Annotated in this window: 14 protein-coding genes; 11 read left to right on the top strand and 3 right to left on the bottom strand. The window is 59.0% G+C overall.

All coding sequences use genetic code 11. The annotated features are described in order from the left end of the window. Positions 1-32: 32 nt before the first annotated feature. On the top strand, positions 33-1,235 hold the full coding sequence (gene prpF / locus HU739_RS08750) for a 2-methylaconitate cis-trans isomerase PrpF (protein ID WP_186551579.1): 1,203 nt from the start codon (positions 33-35) through the stop codon (positions 1,233-1,235). 185 nt (positions 1,236-1,420) lie between these two features. After that, a complete protein-coding gene (gene prpD / locus HU739_RS08745; RefSeq protein ID WP_186551578.1) occupies positions 1,421-2,905 on the top strand; it encodes a 2-methylcitrate dehydratase in 1,485 nt (494 codons plus the stop codon). Here the strand turns inward: prpD and HU739_RS08740 are convergent. After that, complete coding sequence (locus HU739_RS08740; protein ID WP_186551577.1) at positions 2,898-3,827, bottom strand: DMT family transporter; 930 nt, start codon at positions 3,825-3,827, stop codon at positions 2,898-2,900. The genes prpD and HU739_RS08740 overlap by 8 nt on opposite strands. A 90-nt stretch (positions 3,828-3,917) precedes the next feature. Between HU739_RS08740 and HU739_RS08735 the strand changes: the two genes are divergently transcribed. Then, the gene (locus tag HU739_RS08735; protein ID WP_186551576.1) at positions 3,918-5,327 is read left to right on the top strand and encodes an aminotransferase-like domain-containing protein; all 1,410 of its coding nucleotides are present in this window, start codon (positions 3,918-3,920) and stop codon (positions 5,325-5,327) included. 121 nt (positions 5,328-5,448) lie between these two features. Here the strand turns inward: HU739_RS08735 and ppsR are convergent, their stop codons facing one another. Beyond that, a complete protein-coding gene (ppsR, locus tag HU739_RS08730) occupies positions 5,449-6,267 on the bottom strand; it encodes a posphoenolpyruvate synthetase regulatory kinase/phosphorylase PpsR (RefSeq protein WP_016773826.1) in 819 nt (272 codons plus the stop codon). 174 nt (positions 6,268-6,441) lie between these two features. Here ppsR and ppsA point away from each other — a divergent pair, with 174 nt between their 5' ends. The 8 genes from ppsA to HU739_RS08690 all read left to right on the top strand — a co-directional run bounded on the left by ppsA (position 6,442) and on the right by HU739_RS08690 (position 14,686). Beyond that, positions 6,442-8,817: a phosphoenolpyruvate synthase gene (gene ppsA, locus HU739_RS08725; RefSeq protein ID WP_186551575.1), complete on the top strand. Its 2,376-nt coding sequence runs from the start codon at positions 6,442-6,444 to the stop codon at positions 8,815-8,817. Between the two features lie 187 nt (positions 8,818-9,004). Then, a complete protein-coding gene (locus tag HU739_RS08720; RefSeq protein ID WP_186551574.1) occupies positions 9,005-9,994 on the top strand; it encodes an alpha/beta fold hydrolase in 990 nt (329 codons plus the stop codon). Between the two features lie 221 nt (positions 9,995-10,215). Further along, entirely contained in the window at positions 10,216-10,707 is a 492-nt protein-coding gene (rraA, locus tag HU739_RS08715) for a ribonuclease E activity regulator RraA (RefSeq protein ID WP_186551573.1), read from the top strand. 21 nt (positions 10,708-10,728) lie between these two features. Continuing rightward, positions 10,729-11,724, top strand: a complete 996-nt coding sequence (locus HU739_RS08710) for a zinc transporter ZntB (RefSeq protein WP_186551572.1) — start codon at positions 10,729-10,731, stop codon at positions 11,722-11,724. A 63-nt stretch (positions 11,725-11,787) separates the two neighbouring features. Continuing rightward, positions 11,788-12,036, top strand: a complete 249-nt coding sequence (locus HU739_RS08705; RefSeq protein ID WP_008076827.1) for a hypothetical protein — start codon at positions 11,788-11,790, stop codon at positions 12,034-12,036. 2 nt (positions 12,037-12,038) lie between these two features. Continuing rightward, a complete protein-coding gene (locus HU739_RS08700; RefSeq protein WP_095138641.1) occupies positions 12,039-12,863 on the top strand; it encodes a mechanosensitive ion channel family protein in 825 nt (274 codons plus the stop codon). Positions 12,864-12,953: 90 nt separating this feature from the next. Then, positions 12,954-13,544, top strand: a complete 591-nt coding sequence (gene sigX / locus HU739_RS08695) for an RNA polymerase sigma factor SigX (protein WP_016773832.1) — start codon at positions 12,954-12,956, stop codon at positions 13,542-13,544. Positions 13,545-13,651: 107 nt separating this feature from the next. Then, the gene (locus HU739_RS08690; RefSeq protein ID WP_126361745.1) at positions 13,652-14,686 is read left to right on the top strand and encodes an OmpA family protein; all 1,035 of its coding nucleotides are present in this window, start codon (positions 13,652-13,654) and stop codon (positions 14,684-14,686) included. 69 nt (positions 14,687-14,755) lie between these two features. Here HU739_RS08690 and cobA read toward each other — a convergent pair whose 3' ends face one another. Beyond that, the gene (cobA, locus tag HU739_RS08685; protein ID WP_186551571.1) at positions 14,756-15,526 is read right to left on the bottom strand and encodes a uroporphyrinogen-III C-methyltransferase; all 771 of its coding nucleotides are present in this window, start codon (positions 15,524-15,526) and stop codon (positions 14,756-14,758) included. Positions 15,527-15,531: the final 5 nt, after the last annotated feature.

Raw genomic sequence — 15,531 nt, 5'->3', positions numbered from 1 at the left:
ATGAGTCCTCTGGCCGCTTTGAAGGAGCAATCATGGCTCACGCAGCTAATTTCGCACCGCAGATCAAAATTCCCGCCACTTACATGCGCGGCGGCACCAGCAAAGGTGTGTTCTTCAGCCTCAAAGATCTGCCCGAAGCGGCGCAGGTTCCAGGCCCCGCCCGCGACGCGCTGCTGCTGCGGGTGATTGGCAGTCCCGACCCGTACGACAAGCAGATCGACGGCATGGGCGGCGCAACATCGAGCACCAGCAAAACCGTAATCCTGTCGAAAAGTACCCGCGCCGATCACGACGTCGATTACCTGTTCGGCCAGGTCTCTATCGACAAGCCGTTCGTCGACTGGAGCGGCAACTGCGGCAACCTCTCGGCGGCGGTCGGCTCGTTTGCCATCAGCAACGGTCTGGTCGATGCCAGCCGCATTCCGCACAACGGTGTCGCCGTGGTGCGCGTGTGGCAGGCCAACATCGGCAAAACGATCATTGCCCACGTGCCGATCACCCACGGCGAAGTGCAGGAAACCGGTGATTTCGAACTCGACGGCGTGACTTTTCCGGCGGCCGAAGTACAGGTTGAGTTCATGGACCCGGCGGCGGAAGAAGAGGGCGGCGGTGGCTCGATGTTCCCTACCGGCAATCTGGTCGATGAGCTGGAAGTGCCGGGGGTGGGTACGTTCAAGGCGACCATGATCAATGCCGGGATTCCGACGATTTTCGTCAACGCCGAAGACATCGGTTACACCGGCACCGAGTTGCAAGGCGCGATCAACGGCGATCCGAAAGCGCTGCTGATGTTCGAGACCATCCGCGCCTATGGTGCGTTGCGCATGGGCCTGATCTCTAACCTGGAAGAAGCAGCGAAGCGCCAGCACACGCCGAAAGTCGCGTTCGTGGCCAAGCCTGCGGATTACGTAGCGTCGAGCGGTAAAGCGATTGCCGCGGGTGATGTCGATCTGCTGGTGCGCGCGTTGTCGATGGGCAAACTGCACCACGCGATGATGGGCACGGCGGCGGTGGCGATCGGCACGGCGGCGGCAATTTCCGGAACCCTGGTGAACCTGGCGGCTGGTGGCGTTGAACGCAATGCCGTGCGTTTCGGCCATCCGTCCGGGACGTTGCGCGTCGGCGCTGAAGCGACGCTGGAGAACGGCGAGTGGGTGGTGAAAAAAGCCATCATGAGCCGTAGCGCGCGTGTTCTGATGGAAGGCTTCGTGCGCATCCCCGGCGATTGTTTCTGATACAACACCGAACAAACTGTAGGAGTGAGCCTGCTCGCGATAGCGGACTGACATTCAGCATCAGTGTTGTCTGACACGCCGCCATCGCGAGCAGGCTCACTCCTACAGTCGATTGCATTTCAACCATAAAAAAATAGCCCTGAACCGAGGTCCCATCAACGAACCACTTCACGAGTGAATCGAACATGAGCGCCAACGTCGACCTGAACAACCGCCCCGATTACGACCGTGTCCTGCAGGACATCGCCGACTACGTTCTGACTTTTAAACCCGAATCCAGCGAAGCGCTGACCACCGCCCGCCACTGCCTGATGGACACGCTGGGCTGCGGCCTGCTGGCGCTGCGTTTTCCAGAATGCACCAAACTGCTGGGCCCGATGGTTGAAGGCACCGTGGTGCCTCATGGCGCACGGGTTCCCGGCACGCCGTATCGTCTGGATCCGGTGAAGGCCGCATGGGACATCGGCTGCATCGTCCGCTGGCTCGACTACAACGACACGTGGCTCGCCGCCGAGTGGGGGCATCCTTCGGACAACCTCGGTGCAATTCTTGCGGTGGCCGATCACCTGTCGCAAAAACGCCTGGCCAAGGGTGAAGCGCCGCTGACAGTGCGCGATGTGCTGGAAGCGATGATCATGGCGCACGAGATTCAGGGCGTGATTGCCTTGGAAAACTCCTTCAATCGCGTAGGACTCGACCACGTCATTCTGGTGAAAGTCGCCTCGACCGCCGTCACTGCCAAACTGATGGGCGCCAATCGCGAGCAGCTTTTATCGGCCTTGTCCCACGCGTTCGCCGACGGGCAGGCACTGCGTACCTATCGCCACGCGCCAAACGCCGGCTCGCGAAAATCCTGGGCGGCGGGCGATGCGACCAGTCGGGGAGTGCGTCTGGCCGACATTGCGATGTGTGGCGAGATGGGCATTCCCGGTGTGCTGAGCGCCAGGCAGTGGGGCTTCTATGACGTGTCGTTCAGTCACACCAACAACGATCTGGCGCTGAAGCCGGACGACAAACGCGCCTTCGGTTTCTCGCGACCGTTCGGCAGCTACGTCATGGAAAACGTCCTGTTCAAGATCAGCTTCCCCGCAGAGTTTCACGCGCAAACGGCTTGCGAAGCAGCGGTGACGCTGCATCCTCAGGTGCGCAATCGACTGCATGAGATAGACCGCATCGTCATCACCACGCACGAGTCGGCGATCCGCATCATTTCCAAGGCCGGGCCGCTGGCCAACGCCGCCGACCGCGACCACTGCCTGCAATACATGACCGCGGTACCGCTGGCGTTCGGTAATCTGATTGCTGAGCATTACGAAGATGATTTCCACAAGGCGCACCCGATCATTGATGTGCTTCGCGACAAGATGCTCATCGTCGAAGAGCCGCGTTTTACCCGTGAATACCTGGAGGCTGACAAGCGCTCGATTGCCAACGCCGTGCAGGTTTTCTTCAAGGACGGCAGCAGCACCGACAACATCGTTGTGGAATACCCGATCGGCCACCGCCGTCGTCGTGCAGAGGGCATCCCCCTGCTTGAGGACAAGTTCAAAGCGAATCTGGCGACGCGCTTCAGCGCCCAGCGCAGCGGCGAAATATTCGATTTGTGCAAGGACCCGACGCGGCTTGAGGCGACGCCGGTCAATCGCTTTGTCGATCTGTGGGTTATCTGAACCATTTTTCAAACGGCAACTTGGTGATCGCAAAACCGCTCAACAGGATCGCCGAATAGATCATCAGCTCCTTCGAGAGCGCTTGGCCCTCATACCAGGCGCCGATGATCACGGCGAACACCGGAAAAATGATAAACACGAATGACAGAATGATCGGGCTCAAGCGTTTAAGCAGCAGAAAATAAACGATGAACCCACCCACCGACGCCACCAGTCCGAGATAGAGCAGGGCGCCCCATGAGCGCGCGGTCACGTTCTGAAATTGCGGCGCTTCGAAGCTCAGCCCGACAATTAATAACAGCAGCCCGGCGATGCCGATCGGCAAGGTGTTATAGGTGATCACGCTGATCGCGCTGCCGTGTTTTTTGGTCACCACGTAGCACAGCGCGTGCAGTACCGCTGCACCGAGAATCGCCAGCACGCCGAGCCATTCGGCTTTATCCACATGCAAACCCTGGCTGCGGATAATCATGAACAGACTGCCAAAACCAATGGCAATGCCGAGCATCTGCGAAGGGTAGATTTTCTCGCGCAGAAATAACGCAGAGAACACCAGAATAAACACCGGCATGCAGCTGAACAGCAGCGCCGTCAGGCCCGATGACACGTGGATTTCGCCGTAGTTGAGCAGGTAGTAGGGCACGCTGAAATACGACAGCGTGACGAACACAAAGAACCAGCGACTTTGCCGAGGGAACAGCAAAGGCTCCTTTCGCAACAGCGCGAAACTCAGGAACAGCGGGAAGGCAATCAAAAAGCGCAGGCCTGCGGCAGTGAGTGGCGGCACGCTCTCAACCGCGATCTTGATCCCCAGCCATGTGGTGCCCCAGCTCAGACAAACGATGAGAAACAGCAGGCTGGTGATAAATCCGGCGAGCCAGGGCTTGTTGATGCTGATCGGTGTGCTGACAGTGGTCGACATGGCGCGTACTCCCTGCGTGCGGATTGACCGCTTCGTTGAAAGGGTCTATCTCTGATTGAACCTGTTTTCAGCACGCTATTCGGGGCGCTAATGACTGTCAAAGCAAGTATTGCCATGGTGTCAATCCTGCGGGACGGGCTTGTCAACCGCACGGGTGTGAAATACAAACGCCTCGCCGACGCCGTCGCACAGGCGATCGAGGAGGGCATTATCGACGCCGGCAGCAAGCTGCCACCGCACCGGCTATTGGCCGACAGTCTCGGCGTCACCATCGGAACGGTCAGCCGTGCTTATGGCGAGCTTGAGCGTGTCGGTTTGGTCGTGGCCCGTGTAGGAGATGGCACGTATGTGCGTGAGCGCGGGATGGAACGGCCCCAGGACAAAGGCTTTCGCAACGTCAGCGACGAGCCGCTGGCGTATTTCGACATGAGCCGGAACCAACCGATACCGGGTCAGGAAGCGGCGTTCATGAGCCAGTCGCTGAAGGATCTGGCTACCGATCCGGACGTCTTGCGGCAATTGACCGGCTACACCGCCGAAAGTGGTTTGGCACGGCATCGGTTGGCGGGCGCTGTCTGGTTGCGTCATGGCGATTTTGTGCCGCACGCCGATCAGGTGCTGTGCGTCAACGGCGGTCAGCACGGTTTGCTGTGCGCGTTGATGGGCTTACTCAAGGCAGGCGACACGCTGGTCACCGAGCATTTGTCCTACCCCGGATTGATCAGCGTCACACGTCAGCTCGGGATAAAGCTTATCGGCGTCGCGATGGACGACGAAGGACTTCTGCCCTCGGCATTGGAGGACATTTGCCGTCAGCACCGGGTTAGCGCGCTGTATTGCACGCCGACGATCCAGAATCCTACGGCCGCCGTGATGTCGGTCCCACGGCGTAAGGCGATCGCCGGGCTCTGTCGCGAACACAATCTGCTGATCATCGAAGACGAAGCGCACGCCGTGCTCGACCGCCAGCGGCCGCTGCCGCTGAGTGATTTCGCAGCGGAACGCTCAGTGCTGATCGGCAGCTTGAGCAAAGCGGTGTCGGCCGGGTTGCGCGTGGGTTATCTGCACGCGCCACAGGCGCTGATCGGGCGGCTGAGCGCAGCCATTCGCGCCACGTGCTGGATGGCCAATCCGCTCTCGATGGAGGTGGCGAGCCTATGGATCGAAAGCGGCATGGCCGAGCGCTTGCTGGATGAACAGATCAGCGAAATCACTCGGCGCAAGGCTTTGGTGGCGCCAGTCGTGCAGGAGTTGAATTACAACACTCACCCTTACAGTCCGCATTTCTGGGTGCAAGTGCCTGAGCTGTGGCGCGCGTCGCAGATTGCGGCGGAACTGAAAGAGAACAACTATCTGGTGGCCACCGCCGAGGCGTTTGCGGTCGGGCATGGGGCGGTGCCGCAATGCATTCGGGTGAGTGTGTGCAACCCGGTGGGGGATGACCAGTTGTTGCTTGCAGGCTTCGAAGCCCTGGCCAAGGCATTGACGGAAACCGTGTGATCGTTCTTCGCGAGCAAGCCCGCTGCCACAGGTTTCGGGTGTGTCTGCAAAATTTGCATTCACCACAAAACCCTGTAGGAGCGAGCCTGCTCGCGAAGGCGCCAGATCAGGCTATGAGTAACTACTTGAACCGCCGCTCAACCCCTTTCTCGACAAGGATCTTCGCCGAGATCTCTTCCACGGAGAAATGCGTCGAGTTGATGTGCGGGATGTTCTCGCGACGGAACAGGTTTTCCACTTCGCGCACTTCGAATTCGCACTGGGCGTAGCTCGAATAACGGCTGTTGGGCTTGCGCTCGTTGCGGATCGCGGTGAGGCGGTCCGGGTCGATGGTCAGGCCGAACAGCTTGTGCTGGTGGGCGCGCAGGGCGGTGGGCAGGGTCAGGCGTTCCATGTCGTCTTCGGTCAGCGGATAGTTGGCCGCGCGGATGCCGAACTGCATCGCCATGTACAGACACGTCGGGGTTTTGCCGCATCGCGACACGCCTACTAGTATCAGATCGGCTTTGTCGTAATAGTGGGTGCGTGCGCCGTCATCGTTGTCGAGGGCGAAGTTCACCGCCTCGATGCGCTCCATGTAATTGGAGTTGTGCCCGATGGAGTGCGACTTGCCGACGGTGTAGGACGAATGCTCGGTCAGCTCCTGTTCGAGCGGCGCGAGAAAGGTCGAGAAAATGTCGATCATGAAACCATTGGACGTTGCGAGAATCTCACGAATGTCCTGATTGACGATGGTGTCGAAGATGATCGGACGAAAGCCGTCGGTTTCAGCGGCTTTGTTGATTTGTTGTACCATGGCTCGCGCTTTTTCCACGCTGTCGATGTACGGACGCGTGAACTTGCTGAAGGTAATGTTTTCGAACTGCGCCAAGAGGCTTTGACCCAGGGTTTCGGCGGTAATGCCGGTGCCATCGGAGATGAAGAAAGCAGATCGTTTCATTTGCACCTTGGGCCTTAAGTTAATTGACACTCTTGGATATGATAGGCGCGATTTGCCGGTCGCCATTGGCCCGCATTCTCACTTATTTTCCAGGTCCAGGCCATACAACCGGCCGAGGCTCCCCCGGGCCGCCGGTTTCTGAGCTTTTCCAACACAGTTAGTGGAGAGATCACCTTGGTAGAGTACGTAGTTTCCCTCGATAAGCTCGGCAAACACGATGTTGAGCATGTGGGGGGCAAGAACGCATCCCTGGGCGAGATGATCAGTAACCTGGCAGGCGCCGGTGTTTCGGTCCCCGGCGGCTTCGCCACGACGGCTCAGGCCTATCGTGATTTCCTCGAACTGAGCGGCCTGAACGAGCAGATCCACAAGGCCCTCGACGCGCTCGACGTCGACGACGTCAATGCCCTGGCCAAGACCGGCGCGCAGATCCGTCAATGGATCATGGACGCCGAATTCCCGGAAAAACTCAACGCCGAGATCCGTACCGCGTTCGCCGCGCTGTCGGCTGGCAACCCTGACGTGGCCGTGGCCGTGCGTTCCTCCGCCACCGCCGAAGACCTGCCGGACGCTTCGTTCGCCGGTCAGCAGGAAACCTTCCTGAATATCCGTGGTGTGGACAACGTGATCCGCGCCGCCAAAGAGGTGTTCGCCTCGCTGTTCAACGACCGCGCCATTTCCTACCGCGTGCACCAGGGCTTCGACCACAAACTGGTCGCCCTATCGGCCGGCGTGCAGCGCATGGTGCGTTCGGAAACCGGCACCGCCGGCGTCATGTTCACCCTCGATACCGAATCGGGTTTCCGTGATGTGGTGTTTATCACCGGCGCTTACGGCCTGGGTGAAACCGTGGTTCAAGGCGCGGTCAACCCGGATGAGTTCTACGTCCACAAAGGCACGCTGGAAGCCGGTCGTCCGGCGATCCTGCGCCGCAACCTGGGCAGCAAAGCGATCAAGATGATCTACGGCGACGAGGCCAAGGCCGGTCGTTCGGTCAAGACCGTCGAGGTCGACAAGGCCGAACGCGCGCGTTTCTGCCTGACCGACGCCGAAGTCAGCGAGCTGGCCAAACAGGCGATGATCATCGAGAAGCACTATGGCTGCCCGATGGACATCGAGTGGGCCAAGGATGGTGACGACGGCAAGCTGTACATCGTGCAGGCGCGTCCGGAAACCGTAAAAAGCCGCACCCAGGCCAACGTCATGGAACGTTACCTGCTGAAAGAAACCGGCACCGTGCTGGTGGAAGGCCGTGCGATTGGCCAGCGCATCGGCGCCGGCAAGGTACGCATCATCAAGGACGTCTCCGAGATGGACAAAGTCCAGCCGGGCGACGTACTGGTCTCCGACATGACCGACCCGGATTGGGAACCGGTCATGAAGCGCGCCAGCGCCATCGTTACCAACCGTGGCGGGCGTACCTGCCACGCGGCGATCATCGCTCGCGAGCTGGGCATTCCGGCGGTGGTCGGTTGCGGCAACGCCACCCAACTGCTCAAGGACGGCCAGGGCGTGACCGTGTCCTGCGCCGAAGGTGACACCGGTTACATCTTCGAAGGCGAACTGGGCTTCGACATCAAGAAAAACTCGGTCGACGCCATGCCGGAGCTGCCGTTCAAGATCATGATGAACGTCGGCAACCCGGACCGCGCCTTCGACTTCGCACAACTGCCGAACGCCGGTGTGGGCCTGGCCCGTCTCGAGTTCATCATCAACCGCATGATCGGGGTGCACCCCAAGGCGCTGTTGAACTACGACGGTCTGCCGCCGGAGATCAAGGAAAGCGTCGACAAGCGCATCGCCGGTTACGACGATCCGGTTGGTTTCTACGTCGAGAAACTGGTCGAAGGCATCAGCACCCTCGCTGCAGCGTTCGCACCGAAGAAGGTCATCGTGCGTCTGTCGGACTTCAAGTCCAACGAATACGCCAACCTGATCGGCGGCAAGCTGTACGAGCCGGAAGAAGAAAACCCGATGCTGGGCTTCCGTGGCGCTTCGCGTTACATCAGCGAATCGTTCCGCGACTGCTTTGAACTCGAATGCCGTGCGCTGAAACGTGTGCGCAACGAGATGGGCCTGACCAACGTCGAAATCATGGTGCCGTTCGTCCGTACCCTGGGCGAAGCCAGTCAGGTGGTCGATCTGCTTGCCGAAAACGGCTTGGCCCGTGGCGACAACGGTCTGCGCGTGATCATGATGTGCGAACTGCCATCCAACGCGATTCTGGCCGAAGAATTTCTCGAATTCTTCGACGGTTTCTCGATCGGCTCCAACGACCTGACTCAGCTGACGCTGGGTCTGGATCGCGATTCCGGGATCATCGCGCACTTGTTCGACGAGCGTAATCCAGCGGTCAAGAAGTTGCTGTCGAACGCGATTCAGGCGTGCAACAAGGCCGGCAAGTACATCGGTATCTGCGGTCAGGGCCCTTCCGATCACCCGGATCTGGCCCGTTGGTTGATGGAGCAGGGCATCGAAAGCGTGTCGCTGAACCCGGACACCGTGCTGGAAACCTGGTTCTTCCTTGCCGAAGGTCAGGCGCAGGCTTGATCAACATGTGAACGGGCCGCTTCCTGCTGTAGGAGTGAGCCTGCTCGCGATAGCGTCATGACAGTCAACATTGATTCGAATGACACACCGCCATCGCGAGCAGGCTCACTCCTACAGGGGGAAGGGGCCTTGAGATTGAAGTAGGGCGGGCTCCATTGGATGCCGCCCTTTTTTGTGCAAGAGCATTATGCAAAGCAGCAGCAACCTGTTTCCTGTCGCCCTGATCAGCGCCGAGCGGCGCGGCGATCTGAGCGAAGACGTCTATCGATTGAAGCCCGGCAACAGCCGTGACTGGTCCGTCGAGATCGCGGTAACCCGCCTGGGCATGGCCGATGAGGCGGTGCCACGTGGCGTGCCGGTGATTTTGTTGCACGGCAGTTTTTCCAATCGACGCTTCTGGTTTTCCCCTAAAGGCCTGGGTCTGGGTGCGCATCTGGCGCGGCTGGGCTTTGATGTTTGGATTGCGGAAATGCGCGGCCATGGCTTGTCGCAACGCAACGAGGACTATCGGCACAACTGCGTCGCCGATTACGCCCGTTACGATTTGCCGGCGATCGCTGCGTTCGTCCGTGAGCAAAGCGGACAGATCCCGCACTGGGTCGGCCATTCTCTGGGCGGCATCACCCTGGCAGCCGCGCTCGGCGGTGAATATCTCGGCGAGCCGGCGGTGGCCTCGGCGGCGTTTTTCGGCACCCAGGTCAGCCGCACGTACTGGCCGCTGAAAATTCCACCGGTGGAGTGGGGCGGGCGCTTTATTCTCAAGCGTTTTGCACAGTTGTCCGGCTCCCGGCTCAAACGCGGTCCTGAAGACGAGCCGATCGGCCTGGCCATCGAAAGCATGCGCTGGTACGGCTTGTTCGGCCGGTTTGGCGACAAGGACAAGGATTGGTGGGCGGGTCTGGCGGATGTGCAGGTCCCGGTGCTTGCGGTGAGCGCAGCGGGGGATCACCAGGACCCGGTCTGGGCCTGCCGCAAGCTGTTCGATCAGATAGGTTCCGAGCACAAGCAATTCATCAACCTGGGCCGCGAGCAGGGCTTCTCGGATAATTTCGGTCATGTCGAGATGCTGGTCAGCAAAGCGGCGCAGGCTGAAGTGTGGCCGCTGGTGGCGCGCTGGTTGAACGATCAGCAGACTCCGTTGCTGGCGCGGAAGGCGGATCTGGCGGCTGCGGGATGAACCGGCAGGGCTGAAAAGGGCGTTCCGTTCAGCGGGGGTTGCGGCTAAGATATGACGCGTTGTGCGGTTCTGGTCATATTTCGTGACTGTTTAGCGATTACGTTTCAGCGTTTGTTCAGGTTCGCTCAGCGACCATGGCATGAACTAAGGTAAACAGCGACCGCCGGAACTCGTCTCATCAGAATGCGGCATCCTTGATCCCCTGCTACAGGAGTTTTTCGATGGAACATTACCTTACGCCTGACCTGTGCGACGCCTATCCGGAACTGGTGCAGGTGCTGGAACCGATGTTCAGCAATTTCGGCGGTCGTGACTCGTTCGGTGGCGAGATCGTGACCGTCAAATGCTTCGAGGACAACTCGCTGGTCAAGGCTCAGGCCGAGCTCAACGGCAAAGGCAAGGTGCTGGTCGTTGATGGCGGAGGTTCCCTGCGCCGCGCGCTGCTCGGCGACATGATTGCCGAGAAGGCTGCAAAAAACGGTTGGGAGGGGATGGTGATCTACGGCTGCATCCGTGACGTCGACGTCATCGCCCAGACCGATCTTGGCGTGCAGGCGCTGGCCAGCCACCCGATGAAGACCGACAAGCGCGGCATCGGTGACCTTAACGTTGCCGTGACGTTCGCCGGTGTCACCTTCCACCCGGGCCACTACGTTTATGCGGACAACAACGGCGTGATCGTCTCGCCGAGCCCGCTGAAAATGCCTGAATAAGCTTTCGATAAAGGGATGCGGATGTTCGAGGAAGAAAACGCGCAGTGGGGGCTGGTGCATGCCCTGGTGCTGGACGGTAAAGGCGGTGCGCGTTCGATAGCCCGGACTGAACTCGACGACTTGCAGTTGCAGGCTCATGAAAGCCTGTGGCTGCATTGGGATCGCAGTCATCCGCAGACCCAGACCTGGCTGCGTAAATCCAGCGGACTCAACGAATTTACCTGCGACTTGCTGCTGGAAGAAAACACTCGACCGCGGCTGCTGCCGTTGCCGGACGCCGAATTGCTGCTGTTTCTGCGCGGCGTCAACCTCAATCCGGGGGCCGAGCCGGAAGACATGGTCTCGGTGCGGATTTTTGCGTCCGCCCAACGGGTGATTTCCCTGCGTTTGCGTCCGTTGCGCGCCACCGATGAATTGCTGGCGATTCTGAGTGAGGGCAAAGGCCCGAAAACCTCTTCCGAATTGATGCTGTACCTGGCGCAGTTTCTCACCAACAAGGTTCAGGATCTGGTCGCTTGCCTGTCGGAAGTGGTCGATGAAGAGGAAGAAAAACTCGATGCCGACGAACGGTATACTCCGGAGCACGGTGCCATTTTGCACATCCGCCGCCGGGCCGCCGGACTGAAACGTTTTCTTGCACCGCAGCGGGATATTTTCGGACAACTGACGCGGATAAAACTGCCCTGGTTTGTTGAAGACGATGCCGACTACTGGAACGAACTGAACAACAGCCTGACCCGTTATCTGGAAGAGCTGGAATTGACCCGAGAGCGCGTGGGGCTTGTGCTTGAGGCCGAAGACCGACGCTTGAGCGTGCGTATGAATCGCACGATGTACCGCTTCGGCATCATCACCTGCATCTTTTTGCCGATGAGTTTCATCACCGGTCTGCTGGGTATCAACGTCGGCGGTATTCCGTTCGCCAGCAGCCCTTACGGTTTCCTGATCGCCTGCTCCACGGTGCTTGCCCTGGCCTTGGGCCAGTGGTGGTTGTTTCGCCGTTTGCGCTGGGTGTGAACATGGCGCATGTGACCCGAGCAAATTTGCCCGCGTCTTTCACAGACATCACGAGAGGTGCGTATGCACGATCCGTTTGAACAGTCTTTGCGCGACATGCTCAACGCTTCGCCGTCCAGCCGCGACGACGATGCCTGCCTGGGCCGCGTACTTAAAACCGCCAACCGCCAGGTCGGCGCCGGTGATCTGTTCAGCCTGCTGGGCCGCTGGCTGCCCGCGCTGATGATCGCCCTGAATAACGGATCGGCTCATGTCTCGCCGGTTTCCCGTCTGCGTAAACCTACCGCTCGCACTGCTGATAAGGCTGATTGAATATGGAACTTGATCTCTGGACCCAGAGCCTCGTCACTGCAATGACTGCGTTGTGGACCAAAGTCGCTAATTTCATCCCGAACCTGTTCGGCGCACTGGTCGTGCTGCTGTTGGGTTTCGTCGTGGCCAAACTGCTCGACACCTTGTTGTCCAAACTGCTCGCCAAACTGGGCCTCGATCGCCTGATGGGCGGCACCGGACTGACCAAGCTAATGTCGCGCGCCGGGCTGCAAGTGCCGATCTCGACACTGATCGGCAAAATCGTTTATTGGTTCGTTCTGCTGATTTTCCTGGTTTCTGCGGCAGAATCCCTTGGCCTTGAGCGAGTTTCAGCTACGCTGGACATGCTGGCGTTGTATTTGCCGAAAGTATTCGGCGCCGCGCTGGTGTTGCTGGTAGGGGTTTTGCTCGCGCAACTGGCCAACGGGCTGGTGCGCGGGGCGGCAGAAGGCGTAGGCCTGGACTACGCTTCCGGGCTGGGGCGGATTGCCCAGGGGCTGGTAATCATCATCAGCATCTCGGTCGCCATCAGTCAGCTGGAAGTCAAGACTGACCTGCTGAACCATGTGATTGTCATTGTATTGATTACCGTTGGTCTGGCAGTTGCGCTGGCCATGGGGTTGGGAAGCCGGGAAATTGCCGGTCAGATTCTTGCGGGAATCTATGTGCGTGAGCTGTATCAGGTTGGGCAACAAGTGCGTGTAGGCGAGGTCGAAGGCCAGATCGAGGAAATCGGTACGGTTAAAACCACCGTGCTGACCGATGAAGGTGAGCTAGTCTCTCTTTCCAATCGGATCCTGCTGGAACAGCATGTGAGTAGCCGCTAATCCGGCAAACCCTGCTAATGTATGCCGCCGCAAAATGCCAGCTGAGGCTGGTTGCGGCGGACATTGACCTGACTGTCGGCACGACTTGTTTTGAATAAAGCCCAACCGCTATCTACGCGCTACGACCCCCGCGAGCTCTCTGATGAGGAGTTGGTCGCGCGCTCGCATACCGAGCTGTTTCACGTAACGCGCGCCTATGAAGAGTTGATGCGGCGTTACCAGCGAACATTATTTAACGTCTGCGCGAGATATCTTGGGAACGATCGCGACGCAGACGATGTCTGTCAGGAAGTGATGCTGAAGGTGCTGTATGGCCTGAAGAACTTCGAGGGGAAATCGAAGTTCAAAACCTGGCTGTACAGCATCACTTACAACGAATGCATCACGCAGTATCGGAAGGAACGGCGTAAGCGTCGCTTGATGGACGCTCTCAGCCTGGACCCTCTTGAAGAAGCGTCTGAAGAAAAGGCGCCGAAGCCGGAGGAGAAGGGTGGGCTTGATCGCTGGCTGGTGTATGTGAATCCGATCGACCGCGAAATTCTGGTGCTACGATTTGTCGCAGAGCTGGAATTTCAGGAGATCGCAGACATCATGCACATGGGTTTGAGTGCGACAAAAATGCGTTACAAACGTGCTCTAGATAAATTGCGTGAGAAATTTGCAGGCATTGCTGAAACTTAGTTCAGCGCAAATATCTCTTACGTGTAGGCAAGTTCTGATAGACTTGCCGCCGAGTTGTCCCCCGGTTTGCGGGACTGCTTCACAATCACCAGATGGGGATTTAACGGATGAAACTGAAAAACACCTTGGGCTTGGCCATTGGTTCTCTGATTGCCGCCACTTCGTTCGGCGCTCTGGCACAAGGCCAAGGCGCAGTTGAAATCGAAGGCTTCGCTAAGAAAGAACAATTCGACAGCGCTCGTAACTTCAAGAACAACGGCAACCTGTTCGGCGGTTCGATCGGTTACTTCCTGACCGACGACGTAGAACTGCGTCTGGGCTACGACGAAGTTCACAACGTACGTGCCGACGATGGCAAGAACGTCAAAGGCGCTAACACCGCTCTGGACGCTCTGTACCACTTCAACAACCCAGGCGACATGCTGCGTCCATACGTCTCGGCCGGTTTCTCCGACCAGAGCATCGACCAGAACGGCTCGAACGGTCGTAACCGTTCCACCTTCGCCAACGTTGGCGGCGGTGCCAAGCTGTACTTCACCGAGAACTTCTACGCCCGTGCTGGCGTTGAAGCTCAATACAACATCGACCAGGGCGACACCGAGTGGGCTCCTAGCGTCGGTATCGGTGTGAACTTCGGTGGCGGCTCCAAGCCTGCTGCTGCTCCAGTTCCAGCACCAGCTGAAGTCTGCTCCGACAGCGACAACGATGGCGTTTGCGACAACGTTGACAAGTGCCCGGACACCCCAGCCAACGTAACCGTTGACGCTGATGGCTGCCCAGCAGTTGCTGAAGTTGTTCGTGTTGAGCTGGACGTGAAATTCGACTTCGACAAGTCGGTAGTCAAGCCTAACAGCTACGGCGACATCAAGAACCTGGCTGACTTCATGAAGCAGTACCCATCCACCACCACTACTGTTGAAGGTCACACTGACTCCGTCGGTCCTGACGCTTACAACCAGAAACTGTCCGAGCGTCGTGCAAACGCCGTTAAGCAAGTTCTGACCAACCAGTACGGTGTTGAATCGTCCCGCGTTCAGTCTGTTGGCTACGGCGAATCCCGCCCAGTTGCTGACAACAAAACTGACGCTGGCCGCGCTGTAAACCGTCGCGTAGAAGCGCAGGTTGAAGCTCAAGCTAAGTAATTAGCTGCCGCTCTGAGAAAAGCCCGGCTTAGGCCGGGCTTTTCTTTGTCTGCGATTTGGCTCTGGGATCTAAAGCGCTTGCAGGCCTTGCGCAGTGTAGGAGCTGCCGAAGGCTGCGATCTTTTGATTTTCTGCAACAGCAGCCACCGCACCGATCACCAGAATCGCCGGGCTCTTCAATTCAAACGCACACGCATCCTCAGCCATCGCAGTCAAATCACTGCGACATTCGCGCTGATGCGGTAACGAGGCGTTTTCAATCATCGCCACCGGCGTATCCGCCGCCATCCCTCCGGCCAACAGCTGATCGCGAATCTCGCCCAGCTTGGCCACGCCCATGTAAATCACCAGCGTCGTCCCGCCTTGGGCCAGAGCCTGCCAATTCAGCTGGCTGTCGTCCTGCGTGTGGGCAGTGACCAGCGTCACGCCACGGGCGACACCGCGCAGGGTCAACGGAATATCGCATTGCGTTGCCCCGGCCAGTCCGGCAGTAATGCCGTTAACCAACTCCACCTCGACCCCGCGCTCGCGCAGCCACTGCGCTTCTTCACCGCCGCGACCGAAAATGCACGGGTCGCCGCCCTTGAGCCGCACCACGCACTTGCCGTGACGGGCGTAACGCAACATCAGCCGGTGAATGAATGCCTGCGGCGTCGAACGGCAGCCACCGCGCTTGCCCACGGCGATCACCCGCGCCGTGGGGCAATGCTCCAGCACTGCGTCATTGACCAGATCATCGATCATCACCACATCTGCCTCGCGCAGGGCGCGCACGGCCTTGAGCGTCAGCAGCTCGGGATCGCCAGGGCCAGCGCCCACCAGCCAGACTTTCGCATTCATGGTGT

Origin of the sequence: Pseudomonas hamedanensis, from assembly GCF_014268595.2 — a bacterium.
Classification (GTDB): Bacteria; Pseudomonadota; Gammaproteobacteria; order Pseudomonadales; family Pseudomonadaceae; genus Aquipseudomonas; species Aquipseudomonas hamedanensis.
This window is presented reverse-complemented; position numbering and strand designations above follow the sequence as displayed.

What these genes read in the sequence shown, in the direction of transcription:
- prpD (WP_186551578.1), top strand. Translation starts at nt 1,421, where the DNA reads ATGAGCGCCAACGTCGACCTGAACAACCGCCCCGATTACGACCGTGTC.
- HU739_RS08690 (WP_126361745.1), top strand. Translation starts at nt 13,652, where the DNA reads ATGAAACTGAAAAACACCTTGGGCTTGGCCATTGGTTCTCTGATTGCC.
- HU739_RS08720 (WP_186551574.1), top strand. Translation starts at nt 9,005, where the DNA reads ATGCAAAGCAGCAGCAACCTGTTTCCTGTCGCCCTGATCAGCGCCGAG.
- cobA (WP_186551571.1), bottom strand. Translation starts at nt 15,526, where the DNA reads ATGAATGCGAAAGTCTGGCTGGTGGGCGCTGGCCCTGGCGATCCCGAG.
- prpF (WP_186551579.1), top strand. Translation starts at nt 33, where the DNA reads ATGGCTCACGCAGCTAATTTCGCACCGCAGATCAAAATTCCCGCCACT.
- ppsR (WP_016773826.1), bottom strand. Translation starts at nt 6,267, where the DNA reads ATGAAACGATCTGCTTTCTTCATCTCCGATGGCACCGGCATTACCGCC.
- HU739_RS08705 (WP_008076827.1), top strand. Translation starts at nt 11,788, where the DNA reads ATGCACGATCCGTTTGAACAGTCTTTGCGCGACATGCTCAACGCTTCG.
- HU739_RS08735 (WP_186551576.1), top strand. Translation starts at nt 3,918, where the DNA reads ATGACTGTCAAAGCAAGTATTGCCATGGTGTCAATCCTGCGGGACGGG.
- HU739_RS08740 (WP_186551577.1), bottom strand. Translation starts at nt 3,827, where the DNA reads ATGTCGACCACTGTCAGCACACCGATCAGCATCAACAAGCCCTGGCTC.
- HU739_RS08700 (WP_095138641.1), top strand. Translation starts at nt 12,039, where the DNA reads ATGGAACTTGATCTCTGGACCCAGAGCCTCGTCACTGCAATGACTGCG.
- rraA (WP_186551573.1), top strand. Translation starts at nt 10,216, where the DNA reads ATGGAACATTACCTTACGCCTGACCTGTGCGACGCCTATCCGGAACTG.
- HU739_RS08710 (WP_186551572.1), top strand. Translation starts at nt 10,729, where the DNA reads ATGTTCGAGGAAGAAAACGCGCAGTGGGGGCTGGTGCATGCCCTGGTG.